This window comes from Blattabacterium cuenoti (assembly GCF_014251635.1).
Lineage (GTDB): Bacteria > Bacteroidota > Bacteroidia > Flavobacteriales > Blattabacteriaceae > Blattabacterium > Blattabacterium cuenoti_S.
Window position 1 is genome coordinate 604,430 of the sequence record NZ_CP059194.1, and the last position, 17,384, is coordinate 621,813.

Genomic DNA, 17,384 nt, shown 5'->3' on the forward strand with positions numbered 1-17,384 from the left:
GTAAAACAACACCTATAGAATATGTATTTTTCTGTTTTAAATTACTTTCTATTAAGAAAATTACATACTTTATATAAAATTATAAATATTAATAATTTATCGAATTTAATTACTTTTGAAGTTTCGAAAAAAAATAAATTAAGAATTATATGGGGATTAGATTCAAAGAATCTAATTTTTACATATGTAAAAATATGTATTAAAAAATATACTAAAGAAAAAGTGACTGTATCTATAAAATTTATGATAGATCTTCTAAGTACATTTTCAAATGAAAAACTTTTTCTAAAGAAAAAAAAAAATATACTTAATATTTATTCAAAGCATGGGGTTTATGAAATCCCTACTTTCTTCGATCAAAATCATAATAATATCTATTCACTATGTAGATATTCTTTTGTAAAAATTTCTTTACTTTCAAATGTTCTTTTAAAAATATTAAATAAAACTTTATTTCATATTGTTGACGAAGAATTGAACCCTATATTAAATGGAGTATTTTTTCAATTTTTTACCAATGAGGCAAATTTTGTAGCTACAGATACTTATAAACTAGTTAAATATACTATAAAGAATTTTAAAACAAATAGAAATATACAATTTACTGTATCTCGAAAACATCTTAATATAGTTCAGGAAATTTTAAAAAACGAAAAAAAAAATAATATGATTTTTCTCTTAATTTTCAATAAGAATATTCTTTTTCATTTCAAAAATCATATTTTATCCTGTCAACTAATTAATGAAAAATATCCAGATTATCATTCTATTATTCAGAATAATAAATGCCATATATCTCTTATTATTAATAAATTATTATTGTTAAATACTATTAAAAGAATTTCTATCTTTTCTAAAAACAAAAAAAATTTTATTGATTTCCATTTTAATCATAATGAATTAAAAATTTGTGATCAAAATGCGATTGATATTCATTATTCTATTTCAAAAATAGAGTGTAAAGTTGTTTTTAATAATCTTAAAAATATGAAAATAGGTTTTAATTCTCAATTTTTAATTGAAATTCTATCTTCTTTGAATGAAGATTTTGTTTATTTTGAACTATATCATAAAATGGTAGTTTTAAGGCCCTTATATAAGAAAAAAAAAGAAGAATCTATTTTTATATTGATTATGTCTACAATAAAAATATGAAAATATCATTGAATTGGCTTAAAAAATATGTATTCCCTATTAATATGGATGAAAACCAAATATCCAATATATTGACTGATATTGGACTAACAGTAAAAGGAATTAATAACACGGATAAGGATTTTATTTTAGATATGGAAATCACTCATAATCGTACAGATGCGATGAGTCATTACGGAATTGCACGTGATTTATACGCTGTATTGAGATTTCGTGGATACAAAGTCCATTTGTTAAAACCAGAAATTAATGAAGAAATTAATTGTAATAATAAATCTCGTATTCAAATTTTTGTAAAAAAACATGAAGAGTGTGTAAGATATTCCGGAATGTTTATTTCAAAAATAAAAATAGAGCCATCTCCATATTGGTTAATTTCTAGATTAAAATCTATAGGGATAAAATCTATAAATAATATAATAGATATAATGCATTTTGTTATGTACGAATTGGGACACCCGATACATATTTTTGACATGGATCAAATAGAGGATGGAAAAATTATAATCAAAAATGCGGAAAAAAATACAGATTTTCAATTTTCGGATGATATAAAAATAAAACTTAATGAAACAGATTTAGTTATTTATGATACTGTAAAACCATTATCTATAGCTGGAATGATCAATAATATTAAATCTAATATACATATTAGAACTAAAAATATTTTTATTGGGAGCGCCTGTTTTAACCCCACCATTATACGGAATATTAGAAAAAAACATTTTTTAAAAATAGAAACACAACATCTTTTTGAAAAAGATATAGATCCTAATCAGACTGTATACGCTCTACAAAGAACATCTTTTCTTATAAAGAACATGACAAAAAATAAAATAATATGTTCAGATATAATTGATTTTTATCCTAATCCTGTTTCATTTTCAAAAATAAAACTTCGTTATAATAAAATTGTAAATATTATAGGAAGACAAATATCTAGGAAAAAAATAAAAAAAATTTTGTTATTATTAGAAATGATGATTTATTATGAGAATGATAAATATTTATTCATTAGCGTTCCTTCGTATAGAACAGACGTTCAAAGGGAAATAGATGTAATTGAAGAAATATTACGGATTTATGGTATTCATAAAATACCAATATATAATAAACAAATCAAAATTACTACATTTCCTAAAATTTTTTATAAAACAGAACATGAAATACAAAAAATGTTTTTAGAACAATTAGTTTGTTATGGCTTTCATGAAATAATTTCTTCTACTATAATAAATGAAAAAGAATATTCTTATTTACTTAATTCTTTTTTTAATAGAAAAGAGATTAGGGTTATGAATCCAGTGAATCAAAGTCATAAACTTATGCGTTCTAGCTTATTATTCAACATGATTGATTGTATCAAATATAATTATAATAATAACCGAATTGATTCTGATATAATAAAATTTTTTGAATTAGGGAAAATATATTATAAAAGGAATAATAAATTTTTAGAAAAAACCTGTCTTGGAATAGCTATATCACAAAAAGAAAAAAATGAATCTAAAAATTCTCCTTTTTTTTATTTAAAAGGAATTATTGAACAAATTTTTCAAAAAAGTGGAATATGTAATTATACTCAAATACTTTCCAAACATCCATTATTGGAAAATGGGATCTCTATGTTATACAACCATAAAAATTTAGTTGAAATTGGGAAGTATAAAAATAATATTTTAAAAAAAAATGAAATGTTTTATGCAGAAATTGATTGGAAATACTTGGTCTCTCTTATTCAAGAAAAAAAAATAATTTATGTTCCGTTTTCCAGGTATCCAACTTCAAGAAGAGATTTATCTCTATTAGTGGATAAAACTTTTTCATTTGAAAGAATCAATCAATTAATTAAAAAAAAAGAAAATCATATAATTAAAAAAATTAAAATATATGATTTATATGAAGGGAGCAATTTACCTATATCAAAAAAATCTTATACTATAAGTTTCTTTTTTGAAAGTAAAAAAAAGACATTAACTGATAAAATTATCAATAATTTGATGAAAAAAATTGAATTTTTTTTGAGAAAAGAATTAAAAGCGGAAATAAGAGAAAAATAAAATTATCTAAAATTAGATAAGTTTTTTAAAATTTTTCTTAATCCAGTTTCTTGTTCTATTATTTTTGATATTTCTTTTATGTGAATTCTTTTTTGCTCCATATTATCTCTATATCTTATGGTTACTGTATCTGTTTTTATAGTATTGTAATCTACAGTAAAACAAAATGGAGTTCCTATAGCGTCTTGTCTTCGATATAGTTTCCCAATGGATTCTTTTTCATCGTAAACTAATCTATGATAACCCCTTATATCATTAAATATTTTTTTTGCTATTTCTGGTAATCCATCTTTTCTAACTAACGGAAATATAGCCGCTTTAATTGGAGATAAATAATAGGGAAGTTTTAATACTATACGTATTTTTCCATTTTTTAATTTTTCTTTTTTTAAGGAAGAAGAAAATATAGCTAAAAAAAGACGATCTAATCCTAAAGATGTTTCTATAACATAAGGAATATAATTTCGATCCAATTCAAAAATTCTTAATTTTTTTTTAGAAAAAAATTCATGATTTTTTAAATCAAAATCTCTACGAGAATGAATTCCTTCTATTTCTTGAAACCCAAAAGGAAAATGAAATTTTATATCTGCCCCCACACTTGCATAATGAGCTAAATGATCATGATCACATAATTTATAGGATTTTTTATTATCTTCTGAGTTTAATTCTAAATGCCATTTTAATCGGTTTTTTTTCCAATACTCATACCATTTCATTTCTTCTTCGGGAAGAATAAAAAATTGCATTTCCATTTGTTCAAATTCCCGCATTCTGAATATAAATTTTCTTGCAATAATTTCATTTCTAAATGATTTTCCTATTTGTGCAATTCCAAATGGAATTTTCATTCTATTAGATCTTATAATATTTTGAAAATTAGAAAATATACCTTGAGCTGTTTCGGGGCGAAGATATAAATCTTTTTCATTGCCATTTTTAATTTTGAACATCATATTGAAATGACGAATTTCTGTCCAATTTTTTCTTTTAAAAACGGGATCACAAATGCATAATTCATCAATTAAAATTTTAATGTCAAGCAAATCTCTTTTTTTCAAAGATTTAGATAAACGAGATAATGTTTTTTCTTTTTTTTTAGGATCATTTAAAAAATTTTTATCTACATATTCTTGAATTAAAATTTCAGGACGATATCTCTTATTAGAGTCTTTATTCTCAATTAATAATTCATTAAATTGATCAACATGACCGGATGCATGCCAAACATTAGAATGCATAAGGATAGAAGAATCTACTCCTACTATATTTTCATGAATCTGAGTCATTGACTTCCACCAAAATTCTTTTATATTATTTTTTAACTCCACTCCATGTGGACCATAATCATAAATAGCATTTAATCCTCCATAAATTTCGCTAGAAGGAAAAATGAAACCATAAATTTTTGCGTGAGAAATTAAAAAATCAAAAAAATGACTACATTTTTTCATGTTATTGATTCAATGCATAAAGATAAATACTTTTCTAAATCTAATGCCGCCATGCATCCAGTTCCAGCAGAAGTAATAGCTTGACGATAATCAGGATCCTGGACATCTCCTGCCGCAAATACTCCAGGTTTACTCGTTATAGTTTTTCCTTTTTGCACAATAATATATCCTTTTTTGTCCAAATCTAATTCATTTTTAAAAATTTCTGTATTAGGAACATGACCGATAGCAATAAATAAGCCACTAATTAAAATTGTTTTACTAGTTTCAGTTTTTTGGTTAAAAATTTTAATCCCTTCTAAAAAATTATCTCCAATAATTTCTGTAACATTGGAACAAAAGAAGACATTAATATTTTTTTTTCTTAAAATACGATATTGTAAAATTTTGGATGCTTTAAAATAATTTTTTCTCACTATTAAATACACTTTTTTACAAATCTTTGCTAAATAATGTGCTTCCTCTAAAGCCGTATCTCCACCTCCTATTACAGCTACATCTTTTTCTTTATGAAAAAAACCATCGCAAGTAGCACAAAAAGAAACTCCTAATCCTATAAATTTTTTTTCTTTATTGATTCCCAGAGATTTCGGTCGAGAACCTGTAGCTACAATAAGTCCTATACTTTCTATACATTTTTTTTTATCTAAAAAAATACGATGTGTTCCTCCTTTTTTATTAGATAAAATAACATGATTTACTGATTGATGAATTATTTTAGTATTAAAACGTTCTGCTTGTTTTTTGCAATTATTCATTAGATCGTTCCCGTTAATCCCTTCGGGAAAACCAAGATAGTTATCAACATCAGTAGTTGTCGTTAATTGTCCTCCAGGTTGAAATCCAGTCAAAAGAATAGGATTTATATTAGCTCTTGCTGCATATATAGCAGCAGAATAACCAGCAGGTCCAGATCCAATAATTACACAATTTTGTATTTGTTTTTTAAATAACATAAAAATATTTGTTTTTTTTTACTTTCTTTATAAAGAATTATATACTAAAATATTTTTAATTTTTATTATTGAATTAATCAATTATGCATGATTTAAATTTCTTTATAAGAAGACATTTACGTATAAAAAAAATGAGAAATAAAATTTATATATTCTGCGTAATCAGAAAAAAATTTTATTTCTTTACTCAAGAAGAAGTAATACGTCAATATATAATTTTTTTATTAAAACAAATAAAAAATTATAAAAACTCCAATATATGGGTGGAATATCCTTTAAAAATAAATAAACTGAATAAACGACTAGATATTCTTGTTCAATTTAATAAAAAACCACACATATTGATAGAATGTAAGACTCCAAAAATTTCTATTACACAAAAAACTTTTGATCAAATTTCCATATATAATCAAACTATCAAAGCTCCATTTTTAATGGTAAGTAATGGAATAAATAATTTTATTTTTCAAGTTGATAAATACAAAAAGAAATTTTCATTTCTAAAACATATTCCATAATTAATATAAAAAAAATTATAAAGATAAAGAATGCATATAATCAAGAAGATCCAATAATTTATTAGAATAACCTACTTCATTATCGTACCAAGAAATAATTTTCAAAAAATTGGGATTTAACATAATACTAGAATTAGCATCAAAAATAGAAATTCTTTTATCTCCTATAAAATCGGATGAAACAACAGCGTCTTCTGTATATCCTAGTATTCCCTTTAATGTAGTTTTAGAAGCATGTTTCATGCACAATTTAATTTTTTCAAAACTAGCGCTTTTTTTTAGATTAACCGTAAAATCTAAAACAGAAACATCTGCTACAGGAACTCTAAAAGCCATACCTGTTAATTTACCATTTAAACTTGGAATAATTTTTCCCACTGCATTCGCTGCGCCTGTTGATGACGGTATTATATTAATTAATGAAGATCTTCCTCCTCTCCAATCCCTATCGGAAACAGAATCAACAACTTTTTGAGTTGCAGTAGAGGCATGTATAGTTGTCATTAACCCCTCAGATATTCCAAAATTATCATTTAAAACTTTAACAATAGGAGATAGACAATTTGTAGTGCAGGAAGCATTAGATACAATATTTTGGTCTTTTCTCATATTTTCATGATTTACTCCCATAACAAACATAGGAATATCCTCTTTAGGTTTAGGAGGAGCAGATAAAATCACTTTTTTAGCGCCTGATTTTAAATGAGCATTCGCTAAATCTTTTGTTAAAAAAAAACCAGTAGATTCAACAACATATTCTATATTCAAATTACCCCAATTTAGTTTTTCAGGATCTTTTTCATTGGTTACCTTAATTCGTTTTTCATTCAATATTAAATAATTATTATTTTCAATACGAATATTTCCTTTAAAACAACCATGAATAGAATCATATTTTAACATATAAGCTAAGTATTCTATAGACACTAAATCATTTATAGATACTACTTGAACATTATTTCTATTTAAAGCAGCTAATAAAACTAGTTTTCCTATTCTTCCAATTCCATTAATTCCTATTTTTATAGACATATTTCAATAATTTTTTTTGTTATAAAATTAATTTTTCACTTTTAAAAAAGTTATAAAAGTAGATGATGGAATTTCTACTTTTCCTATTTGACGCATTTTTTTCTTTCCTTTTTTTTGTTTCTCCAAAAGTTTTCTTTTTCTAGAAACATCACCTCCATAACATTTATCCGTAACATTTTTTCTTAAAGCTTTAATAGTTTCTCTTGCTATAATTTTTCCAGATACAGAAACTTGAATAGGAATACTAAATTGATGTTTTGGAATTAATATAGATAATTCTTGACATATTTTTCTTGACAAAAACAAAACTTTTGTTTTATGAACTAAAAGTGATAAATTTTCTATTTTTTCATGATTTATCAATACAGTAATTTTTCTTAAATCTGAATTTCTATAACCAATAAAATTATAATCAAAAGAAGCGTATCCATTAGAAATTGTTTTTAATTTATCATAAAAATCAAATACAATCTCTGATAAAGGCATTTCAAACATAATTTTAACTCTTTTTGAAGTTAAATAATTATGATGCCCAATCATAGTGCCTCGTTTTTCAATACATAATGACATTACATTTCCTATGTAAATCTCTTTGGTTATAATAGAAACCAAAACATATGGTTCTTCTACTTTTTTTAATTTTTCCATTTCTGGAAAATCTGAAGGGCTATTAATTAAAACCTTTCGATTATTTTTCATATAAATTATGTAAGAAACATTAGGAATAGTAAGTATTACAGAAATATTATATTCACGTTTTAAACGATCTTTAACTATTTCCATATGAAGAAATCCTAAAAATCCACAATGGAAACCAAATCCTAATGCGGGAGAAGACTCAGGAGTGAAAGAAAGAGCTGCATCATTTAATTGCAATTTTTCTATAGAAGAACGTAATTCTTCATATTGATCAGAATTAACTGGATAAATACTAGCGAAAACCATAGGTTTAAACTCTTCAAATTTTTGTATTGCTTCTATAGCTGGGTTTTCAGCATCTGTTATAGTATCTCCCACTTTTACTTCACTCGTATTTTTTATTCCAGAGACAACATATCCGACATCTCCTGTGTTGATTTGATTCTTTGAAATCCGTTTTAACTTCAAAGTTCCCACCTCATAAGCAGAATAAACTTTTCCTGTAGACATAAACCGTAATTTTTGTCCTTTTCGTATACAACCATTTTTTATTCTAAATAAGGCTTCAATTCCCCTAAATGGATTGTATAAAGAATCAAAAATAATAGCTTGCAAAGGAGCATTTTGATTTCCTTTTGGTGCAGGAATACGTGTTACTATTTCATTTAAAATATTCTCAATCCCAAGTCCATTTTTTGCACTAACAGGAATAATATCTTCCATTTTACATTCTACTAATTCCATGATCTCTTTCATTACGTCTTCTGGAAGAGCATCAAACAAGTCAATTTTATTTAAAACTGGTATAATGAATAGATTATTTTTTAATGCTAAAGAAAGATTAGATATCGTTTGCGCTTGTACGCTTTTTGTACAATCGACAACAAGTAAAGCTCCTTCACAAGCTGCAATAGAACGTGATACTTCATATGAAAAATCAACATGACCAGGTGTATCTATTAGATTAAGAATGTATATTTTATTCTTATATTTATATTCCATTTGAACAGCGTGACTTTTAATAGTAATTCCACGTTCTCTTTCTAAATCCATATCATCCAATAGTTGATTTCGTTTTTTTTCTGAAACTGTTTTTGTATATTCTAACAAACGATCAGCTAACGTACTTTTTCCGTGATCTATATGTGCGATAATACAAAAATTACGAATATAATTAATCATGATTAATTGATTAAGTTTAAAAATAATAAAATAACCTTGAAGGGAATCGAACCCATACCATAGGAATCGGAATCCTATATTCTTTCCTATTAAACTACAAGGCTATAAAATAAAAATAAAATAATTAAATTATTAAGTATTATGACAATTGAATATATTCATTGTTTTATGCAGGCCATTTGTTACAAATGAAAATATTATTTTTATCCCTATATCTAATTTAGAAAATAAATCGTCTATTTCTTCATTTTTCCAATTTTCTAATACATAAGAATTTATTTTTTTATCCAAAAAATTTTTCTTAATTCCAAAACGAAGACGCGCATAATGAGATGTTCCTATTTCTTTTTCTATATTTTTTAATCCATTATGTCCTCCACTTCCTCCTTTCCCTTTTAAACGAAAATTTCCAAAATTTAAATAAATATCATCAGATATTATAAGAATATTTTTGATTATAATTTTTTCTTTTATTATCCAATATTTAACAGCTATACCGCTACGATTCATATAAGTAGAAGGTTTTAAAAAAAAAAGTAATTTATCATCATAACTAAATGATGAAATAAAACCTAGTTTTTTTTTTGAAAAAGAAAAAAAATATTTTTTAGATATTTGATCTAAAATCATAAATCCTAAATTATGTCTAGTTTTTTTGTATAAATATCCTGGGTTTCCTAATCCAACTATCAAAAATTTTTCTATGCTGTGATTCATATTCATTTGATCAATGAAGGATTTCGTATACGGCTTTTCCTATATTAGCTGGAGATTTTACAATGTATATTCCACTTTTTTCCATTATTTTCATTTTTTCCTGTGCTGTTTCTATTTTCTTTTCAATAATAGCTCCAGCATGTCCCATAGTTCTGCCTTTTGGAGCCGTTTGTCCAGCTATAAAACCTATAACCGGTTTTTTATTTTCCAATTTTTCTATCCATTTAGCTGCCTCAATTTCTAACTGACCTCCTATCTCTCCAATCATAACAATACATTCTGTTTCCGAATCATGTAAAAATAATTTCATAATTTCTTTTATATTCATTCCGATAATAGAATCTCCTCCTATACCAATAGCAGTGGAAATTCCATAACCAAATTTTACTATTTGGTCTGCCGCTTCGTAAGTTAGAGTTCCTGATCTAGAAATTATCCCTACGTTTCCTTTTTTTTTAAATACTGAATTTGGCATTATTCCCACTTTAGATTCTTCTGGAGAAATAATTCCAGGACAATTTGGTCCTATTAAACGAGATTTTTTTTCTTTCAAAAAATGTTTCACTCGAATCATATCTGAAACAGGTATCCCTTCTGTTATACATACAATAATTTGTATATTCATATAAATAGATTCCAAAATAGCATCAGAAGCAAAAACAGAAGGAACAAAAATTACACTGACATTTCCTCCTGTATGATTTACCGCTTCTTCAATCGTATTAAAAATAGGAACACCTAAATACATTTTACCGCCTTTACCTGGAGTTACTCCTCCCACTATAGGTGTTCCATAATTTATCATTTGTTCAGTATGAAATAAACCTTCTCGACCAGTTAATCCTTGTACAAGGACTTTAATGTTTCTATCTATCAAAATACTCATAATTCTTAATTAATTTTTATGTAAAATAATTTGAATTTTGTTTTTTTACTCTTTCTATATAAGATTTGTTTTCTGTATTTATTTTAACAAAATCTCCTGTATCGATAAAAGAAGGGACCAATAATCTAGCTCCTGTTTCTAAAACAACTATTTTATTGGTATTATTAATAGTATCCCCTTTTTTAACATATTCTGTTTGTTCCACTTTTAAAATAATCGTAGAAGGGATTTTTAAAAATAAAAAAACTTTTTCTTTTTCACTTTTTACATGAAAAAAAATAGGGATTTTCATCCCTTCTTTTAAAAATTCTATATTTATGTTTTTGATTAGTTTTTTTTCCATTTGTATTTGATCATAAGAGCTATCATTCATAAAATAAAAAATATTTCTTTCTTTATATAAATATCTATATGAATGAGATTCTATTTTGACCTTTTTCAATTTATATTTTGCTGAAAAATTATTTTCTAAAACATAACCTGTTACTAAATTTTTCAATTTTGTTCTTACAAAGGCGTATCCTTTTCCTGGTTTTACATGAAGAAAATCAATAATTTTGAATATTTCCTTATTCCACTGTATATATAAACCTTTTCTGATATTCATTTGAATTTAAATTAAAAATTTCAGAATGTTTCATAATTCTTAACTATTTTTGCAACAACCTCTGCTTCTACTACAAGTTTATTATTAACATAACCTTTTCCTTGCATATGAACAATTCCTCTCTTCATAGATTCTAACAAATAAACTTGAATAATAATTATATCTCCAGGAACTATTTTGTGTTTAAATTTCACTTTATCTATTTTTAAAAAATAGGTAGAATATAATTCAGGTTGATTTAATTTATTTAACACAAGTATTCCTCCTACTTGTGCTATCGCTTCTATTTGTAATACTCCGGGCATAATTGGTTCGCTAGGAAAATGTCCTATAAAAAAAGATTCATTCATTGTTACATTCTTAACTCCTAGAATACTATTTTCTGTTAAATCTATAATTTTATCTACTAAAAGAAATGGGGGTTTATGAGGTAAAATTTTCATAATACTTTTTATATCCAAAAGAGGTTTCTTTTTTAAATCGAATTCAGGAATGTCATTTTTTTTAAATGTTTGAATTTTATTCATTAACTCCTTTAAAAATTGCATAATAAGATAATTATCTGGATTATAAAAAATAAATTTACCTTTTAACTTAGTTTCCATTAAAGTTAGAAAACCTATAATATCTAAAAGAATATGTTTGGCTATTTCATTAAATTGATCTTGGAAAGAAAGCGTTTTATAAAAAAGAGAACACATGGAGTCTTCTTTCATTTTTTCAATTTTTTTTTCGAAAAAAGAATCAATTATTTTATTTCTTTCGCGAAGAATACAAAAAATTTTTGAATTAGCAATTTTTCGGAATTGATACAAATGTTTAAAAATAGCATTTTGCGTATAATCTTTTGAAGAGTTAAAATTTATAAAGGTCATGATTTCAAACTTTTTAGAAGGTAAAGCTAAAATTACTCCTCCTGTTTTTGTATTTTCATAAGAAATAATTTTTGTTATTGAATAATATTTTCTTTTTTCGCCCTGTTCTATAATACCTACTTTTTGAATTGCCTCTACAAAAAATTTAGAAGAACCATCCATTATAGGAATTTCAATATTATCTAATTCTATAATAACATTATCTAAATCCATCCCAGTTAGAGCTGCTAAAACATGTTCAATCGTATAAATTTTAAACCCATTTTTTTCCAAAAAAATACCTTTGTCTATATTTTCCTTTATAAAAAAAGAATAATGAGCTTTGATACAAGGTTTTTCTTTTATATCTATTCTAATAAAAATAAATCCTGTATGAATTGGAGCTGGTTTAAAAGTAACAGTTGCTCTCTTTTTAGTATATAAACCAAATCCTTGTAAAGAAATTTTTCCTGCAATAGTTTTTTGCTTTTTAAGCATATAATAATATATATATTAGAACTTAATTCCCTATAAATTAAAAATCATACTGAATATGAGTTTTTCCAAAAAAATACTAGAAAAATAAAAACTTTATGTAATTTAATCCGAATGTATGATTTTTATTATATCATGAGTTTTTCAAAACGTATACTTTTATTTTTTACAGGTTTTATTATCGGTATTTTTATATTACTTTTTTTTTATTATCAAAAAAGATTACTGAATATAAAAAAGAAAAAAATAGAAGAAAAAAAAAACGTAAAATATTTTTATAATATTAATAAATAGAATAATAAGATGAAAAGAACTTACCAGCCTTCAAATAGAAAAAAAGTCAACGTTCATGGATTTATGAAACGAATGAACACAAAAACAGGTCGCATGATTATATCGAGAAGAAGGAGAAAGGGAAGAAAAAAACTTGCAGTTTCTAATTTTAAAAAATAATTAGAAAATTTTAAAATTTTCTAAGCTTCCTATTTCAGGAACATTTATTCCTTTTTCTCCATAAAATTTGCTTCCTGTAACAATAAATTCTTCATAGGTAAAAAAATTGGATAAATCTCCTATGTCTACTATTTTTGTAAAAACAGAAATATTTTTTTTCATTAAATCAAATTTTTCAAAATTCATCAGCCCTATATCTATTAAAAATTCATTTTGATTTTTATGTATTTGTACTTTTCTATATATTTTATCTAATAAAATATTTTTATTTTCTGGAATAGAAAAATAGGATTTATAATCTTTTTCAAGATTTTCTCCTTTATAACCTTTGTAAGAAATAAAATAAATACCCGCAAGAATAGAAAATACACTGTATTTTCTAATAATTTTCTTTTTAAAATCTTTGGGATAATTCCCAGATTCAATTAAAACACAAGGATAACCTAATTTCTGCAAGCGATCTCCAGTAGCTGTAGGATACAATTCATCAGAAAACCTTCCTATTGCCCCAATCTCAGGTAAAATTTTATCGAGTTCTTTTACCATAAAATTTATAATTCCCATAGATTTTTTTCTACTTATAGAATATATATCTTTTTCCATGGATACAGAAGGAGATAAAAAAGATAAAATAGCAGGGTTAAATTTTTTATAACCAACGTTATAAATACTTCTTTGATCATGTAAATTAAATAAAATATTAGGTTTATTTTTTTCTATTTCTTGAAATAAAATTTGTATTTCTGGAGACTGTAAACGAATAGCATCTCTATTTAAGTCTATATTCACAGCATTTCTTCTTTGAAATATTTCAGATCCATCAGGATTTAACATAGGAATAAATAAAATAGTTAAATTTTTAAAAAAAAATTTAACTAAATCACAATTTTTTTCTATCAAGAAAAAATGAAAAATATCAAACATAGATTTTGTTCCAGTTGTTTCATTTCCATGCATTTGAGACCATATTAATATTTTTATTTCTCCTATCCCCCATTTGATTTTGAAAATTTTTCTTTTCTCTATAGATAATCCTATAGGAACAATAGAACATATGTCTTTATACTTATCTATAACTTGCAATAAGTCAGAATATCTGAAAATTTTTGAACTACTAAGACTACTATCTTTATCTTTAAAAGATTCGTAAGTTTGAAATAGAGATAGAATATCAAAAAACAACATAATGATTTTAATTTTATCTTGAAAGAATTCTGCGATCTATGATATGATATGATTATGATAAATAACAAAATTGTTATTATCTTTCAAAAAATAAACTTTTACTAAATTATAAAGATTTTCATAAAATGAAATGAAAAATAAAAATGCTGTATAACTGTATAAGCTAAAGAACAAAACAAAATACGAATTTTTAACATTGATTATGAGGAATTACTTTAAAATAAATTATATCGAATCGGTTTTATTAATAGTGGGATTTACTGCTTTAAATTTTTTCAATGTAATTCTTAGAAAATTATTGATTTCTATTAATTTACCTGAAAGCATGATATTTTCAATATCATATACTCTTCCTTTCATTTTTTTATTTGTTTTCATATCTCATCAAGCTCAAAAAAAAAATCTCATAATAGATTTATCCATGAAATTCTCTCCATGGTATATTTATCTTGTTATTTTTTGTATGATGTTTTGTATGATCATTATTAATGAATATATTTCTTCATTGGTTCCAAGAGAGGGGCCTATATTAGGAAATATGTATAAAGAAATCGAAGAATTTCTAAAAGAAGAAATTAAAAATCCAATTCCTTTTTTTTCCACTACAGTATTGCTAGCGCCTATATGTGAAGAAGTTCTTTTTAGAGGTATTATTTTAAATGGAATGCTAAAGAATAAGATACATCCTATTAAAGCTATTTTATTTTCTTCATTTTTATTCGGATTAACTCACATGAATCCATGGCAATTTGTAGGAGGTATGATCATTGGAAGTTTTATAGGGTTCATTTATTTTATAACTTCTTCTATTATAGACTGTATATTATTACATATTTTTAATAATGCTTTTGCTATATTCACTATGTTTTTTTTTATGAGAAATGAAAATCCTCTTTCCTCAAAAGAGGTCAATATGAATATGAATATTGGATTAATATTAATAATAGCTTTCATTATAATAATTATTGGTAGTATTTTTCTTTTCAAAAGAAAAAACAAAAAAATTTAATTTTTTTATAAAATTATAAGAAAATACTGACATGAATTAGAAAATCTATTAAAAAAACTTTTCATGATGAAAAAGTCTTCATTAACTATTTTGGGATGTCATTCTTCCATCCCTACAAAAAAGTTTCATCCCACTGCTCAAATATTGGAAATGAAAGGTTATTCCTTTCTTATTGATTGTGGAGAGGGGACACAAGTTCAATTAAGAAAAGCAAAAATAAAATTTAATAGAATTATACACATATTCATATCTCATTTACATGGAGATCATTTTTTCGGATTGATTGGATTGTTATCTACTTTTCATTTATTAGGTAGAGAAAAATCAATAACTATTTACGCTCCAAAAGGATTAAAAGAGATCATAAATGTTCATTTTAAATGGTCTTATACCAGACTTAAGTATAGTATAGATCATATAGAATTATCATCCCATAAATTTGAAAAAATTATGGAAAACGAAAAAATAGAAATTTTTTCCATACCATTAAAACATAGAATTTATGCCAATGGATTTCTTTTTAGAGAAAAACCCAGTAGTAGAAAATTAAATATGGAAGAAATTAAAAAAATACCTGATATTAAAATAATGGACTATCAAAATTTAAAATTAGGAAAAGAGTTTAAAACAAATGATGGAAGAATTATTCCTAATCAAAAATTAACATTTGATCCCCCCAAAATATTATCTTACGCTTTTTGCTCAGATACTTCTTTTTACTTACCTATAATTGAACATATAAAATATGTAGATTTATTATATCATGAATCTACCTTTCTAAAAATAGAAGAAGAAAGGGCTATAAATACAGGACATTCTACTGCAAATCAGGCGGCATATATAGCTAAAAAAGCTGAAGTAAAAAAACTATTATTGGGACACTATTCAAATAGATTTCCTAATATTAAAGAATTCGAAAAAGAAGCAAAAGAAATATTTTTTAATGTAGAAGCATCTGAACCTCTAAAAACATATTATTTATAATTTGAAATCATGTTATGAATTCTTTTTAAAGAACAAAAAGATATAATTGATCCTATTACTAAAATGATACATACAACTATAGAAGTGTCTTCTATTGTAATTTTAACAGGAAAAGGTGTTCTTTTTGCTATTTTAAATATTTTATATTTTTCTTGTATTAATGAAACAATATAAGATATAAATAACCCACTTAAACAACCAAAAATAGTGATCATAAATCCTACATATAAAAATATACCCTTAATCTTGTACAAAGAAAATCCTATACTCCATAATGTTACAAGCTCTTTCAATTTATCTAATTGCAAAATGCAAATAGCACTAAATAAATTAAATCCAGTAATTACTGTCATTAATATGAATAAAAAATAAATAAATATTTTTTCTGTATTTAAAACTTTATAAAAAATCTTCTCTCTTTCTGCACGTGTTATTACATTAAATTTCTGTCCCAATTCTTTTAATAAAATATTTTTCACATTATTTATGTTAGCTTTATCATGAATCTTTATTTCTAACACATGAAAAACTTTTCTTTTCATTATATATTGAAGTTCAGATAAATCACAAAAAAAATATTTTCTATCCATTTTAGGGCTAAAATGAAAAATTCCTTTTATAGAAATTTTTTTTTTCATAAAAAATGAAACTAAAGAATTTTTTTTATAATCCAAGATAAATATTTGTAAAGGCATATTTATTACATGATATAGTAACATTGGAAAATATGAAACCATGGAAGACCATCCTACATATATATTTAAATAATCAAATCTATTCTTTTTTAAATTTATTCTTTTAAATTTTTTCATTACTTTTTCATATTCCATGTCTACTCCTTTTAAAAGAATAAAATATTCATGATGATTATAATAAAAAAAAACTTTTTTTTCCATAGTCTTAGAAAGAGCTATAACTCCTTGTATAGATTTTATTTTTTTTATAACATTATCATCGATATAAAAATCTTTTTCATTTGAATGGGAAACAGTAATATCAGGATAATGGATTTGATAAAATTTTTTATTTAAATTTTCTAATCCAGAAAAAACGAATAAAATTGTAGACAAAGAAAAAGTGGATACACTGATAGATAAAACTGATAAAAAAACAATAATATTAACAAGATTTGTTTTTTTTTTAGAAAAAAAATAACGTATAGATATATAAAAAGAAGCAGTCAAAAGTTATTAGTTAT

The 17,384-nt window shown here is 24.3% G+C and carries 17 protein-coding genes and 1 tRNA gene; 6 read left to right on the forward strand and 12 right to left on the reverse strand.

The window, feature by feature from the left end:
- The first annotated feature begins 21 nt into the window (after positions 1–21).
- Both H0H64_RS02940 and pheT read left to right on the forward strand, forming a co-directional pair.
- On the forward strand, positions 22–1,155 hold the full coding sequence (locus tag H0H64_RS02940) for a DNA polymerase III subunit beta (RefSeq protein ID WP_185857296.1): 1,134 nt from the start codon (positions 22–24) through the stop codon (positions 1,153–1,155).
- On the forward strand, positions 1,152–3,215 hold the full coding sequence (pheT, locus tag H0H64_RS02945; protein ID WP_185857297.1) for a phenylalanine--tRNA ligase subunit beta: 2,064 nt from the start codon (positions 1,152–1,154) through the stop codon (positions 3,213–3,215). Before H0H64_RS02940 ends, pheT begins: the two co-directional genes overlap by 4 nt.
- Before the next feature lie 2 nt (positions 3,216–3,217).
- On the opposite strand, the gene H0H64_RS02950 is transcribed toward pheT, so the two are convergent.
- Both H0H64_RS02950 and trxB read right to left on the reverse strand, forming a co-directional pair.
- Positions 3,218–4,669: a glycine--tRNA ligase gene (locus H0H64_RS02950; RefSeq protein ID WP_185857298.1), complete on the reverse strand. Its 1,452-nt coding sequence runs from the start codon at positions 4,667–4,669 to the stop codon at positions 3,218–3,220.
- Positions 4,666–5,625, reverse strand: coding sequence for a thioredoxin-disulfide reductase (gene trxB / locus H0H64_RS02955; protein WP_185857299.1), 960 nt, complete (start codon positions 5,623–5,625; stop codon positions 4,666–4,668). Before trxB ends, H0H64_RS02950 begins: the two co-directional genes overlap by 4 nt.
- Before the next feature lie 131 nt (positions 5,626–5,756).
- Here trxB and H0H64_RS02960 point away from each other — a divergent pair, with 131 nt between their 5' ends.
- Positions 5,757–6,143: a type I restriction enzyme HsdR N-terminal domain-containing protein gene (locus H0H64_RS02960; protein ID WP_317168464.1), complete on the forward strand. Its 387-nt coding sequence runs from the start codon at positions 5,757–5,759 to the stop codon at positions 6,141–6,143.
- A gap of 15 nt (positions 6,144–6,158) precedes the next feature.
- Here H0H64_RS02960 and gap read toward each other — a convergent pair whose 3' ends face one another.
- From gap to H0H64_RS02995, 7 genes are all read right to left on the reverse strand, one after another.
- Complete coding sequence (gene gap / locus H0H64_RS02965) at positions 6,159–7,175, reverse strand: type I glyceraldehyde-3-phosphate dehydrogenase (RefSeq protein WP_185857301.1); 1,017 nt, start codon at positions 7,173–7,175, stop codon at positions 6,159–6,161.
- 27 nt (positions 7,176–7,202) lie between these two features.
- On the reverse strand, positions 7,203–8,993 hold the full coding sequence (gene lepA / locus H0H64_RS02970; RefSeq protein ID WP_185857624.1) for a translation elongation factor 4: 1,791 nt from the start codon (positions 8,991–8,993) through the stop codon (positions 7,203–7,205).
- A gap of 34 nt (positions 8,994–9,027) precedes the next feature.
- Positions 9,028–9,100: transfer RNA gene (locus tag H0H64_RS02975), tRNA-Arg, on the reverse strand.
- 28 nt (positions 9,101–9,128) lie between these two features.
- Positions 9,129–9,713: an aminoacyl-tRNA hydrolase gene (pth, locus tag H0H64_RS02980; protein WP_238784986.1), complete on the reverse strand. Its 585-nt coding sequence runs from the start codon at positions 9,711–9,713 to the stop codon at positions 9,129–9,131.
- A 10-nt stretch (positions 9,714–9,723) separates the two neighbouring features.
- Positions 9,724–10,599 (reverse strand): succinate--CoA ligase subunit alpha, encoded by an 876-nt coding sequence (sucD, locus tag H0H64_RS02985; protein WP_185857303.1) that lies wholly within the window; start codon positions 10,597–10,599, stop codon positions 9,724–9,726.
- Positions 10,600–10,615: 16 nt separating this feature from the next.
- Positions 10,616–11,206 carry an elongation factor P gene (locus tag H0H64_RS02990; RefSeq protein WP_185857304.1) on the reverse strand — a complete coding sequence of 197 codons (591 nt, stop codon included), beginning with the start codon at positions 11,204–11,206 and terminating at the stop codon, positions 10,616–10,618.
- 20 nt (positions 11,207–11,226) lie between these two features.
- Entirely contained in the window at positions 11,227–12,558 is a 1,332-nt protein-coding gene (locus tag H0H64_RS02995) for a bifunctional UDP-3-O-[3-hydroxymyristoyl] N-acetylglucosamine deacetylase/3-hydroxyacyl-ACP dehydratase (RefSeq protein ID WP_185857305.1), read from the reverse strand.
- A gap of 300 nt (positions 12,559–12,858) precedes the next feature.
- Here H0H64_RS02995 and rpmH point away from each other — a divergent pair, with 300 nt between their 5' ends.
- Positions 12,859–13,008 (forward strand): 50S ribosomal protein L34, encoded by a 150-nt coding sequence (gene rpmH / locus H0H64_RS03000; protein ID WP_185857306.1) that lies wholly within the window; start codon positions 12,859–12,861, stop codon positions 13,006–13,008.
- On the opposite strand, the gene H0H64_RS03005 is transcribed toward rpmH, so the two are convergent.
- Both H0H64_RS03005 and H0H64_RS03115 read right to left on the reverse strand, forming a co-directional pair.
- The gene (locus H0H64_RS03005; RefSeq protein ID WP_185857307.1) at positions 13,009–14,193 is read right to left on the reverse strand and encodes a M14 family zinc carboxypeptidase; all 1,185 of its coding nucleotides are present in this window, start codon (positions 14,191–14,193) and stop codon (positions 13,009–13,011) included. It lies immediately after the preceding gene.
- A gap of 225 nt (positions 14,194–14,418) precedes the next feature.
- Positions 14,419–14,571 carry a hypothetical protein gene (locus tag H0H64_RS03115; RefSeq protein ID WP_238784987.1) on the reverse strand — a complete coding sequence of 51 codons (153 nt, stop codon included), beginning with the start codon at positions 14,569–14,571 and terminating at the stop codon, positions 14,419–14,421.
- A gap of 97 nt (positions 14,572–14,668) precedes the next feature.
- Between H0H64_RS03115 and H0H64_RS03010 the strand changes: the two genes are divergently transcribed.
- Both H0H64_RS03010 and H0H64_RS03015 read left to right on the forward strand, forming a co-directional pair.
- The gene (locus tag H0H64_RS03010; protein WP_238784988.1) at positions 14,669–15,202 is read left to right on the forward strand and encodes a CPBP family intramembrane glutamic endopeptidase; all 534 of its coding nucleotides are present in this window, start codon (positions 14,669–14,671) and stop codon (positions 15,200–15,202) included.
- Between the two features lie 66 nt (positions 15,203–15,268).
- Entirely contained in the window at positions 15,269–16,186 is a 918-nt protein-coding gene (locus tag H0H64_RS03015) for a ribonuclease Z (protein ID WP_185857625.1), read from the forward strand.
- Here the strand turns inward: H0H64_RS03015 and H0H64_RS03020 are convergent.
- A complete protein-coding gene (locus tag H0H64_RS03020; RefSeq protein ID WP_185857309.1) occupies positions 16,177–17,370 on the reverse strand; it encodes an ABC transporter permease in 1,194 nt (397 codons plus the stop codon). The genes H0H64_RS03015 and H0H64_RS03020 overlap by 10 nt on opposite strands.
- Positions 17,371–17,384: the final 14 nt, after the last annotated feature.

Coding starts and splice junctions, on each gene's coding strand:
- H0H64_RS02940 (WP_185857296.1), top strand. CDS start 22: ATGTATTTTTCTGTTTTAAATTACTTTCTATTAAGAAAATTACATACT.
- pheT (WP_185857297.1), top strand. CDS start 1,152: ATGAAAATATCATTGAATTGGCTTAAAAAATATGTATTCCCTATTAAT.
- H0H64_RS02950 (WP_185857298.1), bottom strand. CDS start 4,669: ATGAAAAAATGTAGTCATTTTTTTGATTTTTTAATTTCTCACGCAAAA.
- trxB (WP_185857299.1), bottom strand. CDS start 5,625: ATGTTATTTAAAAAACAAATACAAAATTGTGTAATTATTGGATCTGGA.
- H0H64_RS02960 (WP_317168464.1), top strand. CDS start 5,757: ATGAGAAATAAAATTTATATATTCTGCGTAATCAGAAAAAAATTTTAT.
- gap (WP_185857301.1), bottom strand. CDS start 7,175: ATGTCTATAAAAATAGGAATTAATGGAATTGGAAGAATAGGAAAACTA.
- pth (WP_238784986.1), bottom strand. CDS start 9,713: ATGAATCACAGCATAGAAAAATTTTTGATAGTTGGATTAGGAAACCCA.
- sucD (WP_185857303.1), bottom strand. CDS start 10,599: ATGAGTATTTTGATAGATAGAAACATTAAAGTCCTTGTACAAGGATTA.
- H0H64_RS02990 (WP_185857304.1), bottom strand. CDS start 11,206: ATGAATATCAGAAAAGGTTTATATATACAGTGGAATAAGGAAATATTC.
- H0H64_RS02995 (WP_185857305.1), bottom strand. CDS start 12,558: ATGCTTAAAAAGCAAAAAACTATTGCAGGAAAAATTTCTTTACAAGGA.
- rpmH (WP_185857306.1), top strand. CDS start 12,859: ATGAAAAGAACTTACCAGCCTTCAAATAGAAAAAAAGTCAACGTTCAT.
- H0H64_RS03005 (WP_185857307.1), bottom strand. CDS start 14,193: ATGTTGTTTTTTGATATTCTATCTCTATTTCAAACTTACGAATCTTTT.
- H0H64_RS03115 (WP_238784987.1), bottom strand. CDS start 14,571: ATGAAAACAAATAAAAAAATGAAAGGAAGAGTATATGATATTGAAAAT.
- H0H64_RS03010 (WP_238784988.1), top strand. CDS start 14,669: ATGATCATTATTAATGAATATATTTCTTCATTGGTTCCAAGAGAGGGG.
- H0H64_RS03015 (WP_185857625.1), top strand. CDS start 15,269: ATGAAAAAGTCTTCATTAACTATTTTGGGATGTCATTCTTCCATCCCT.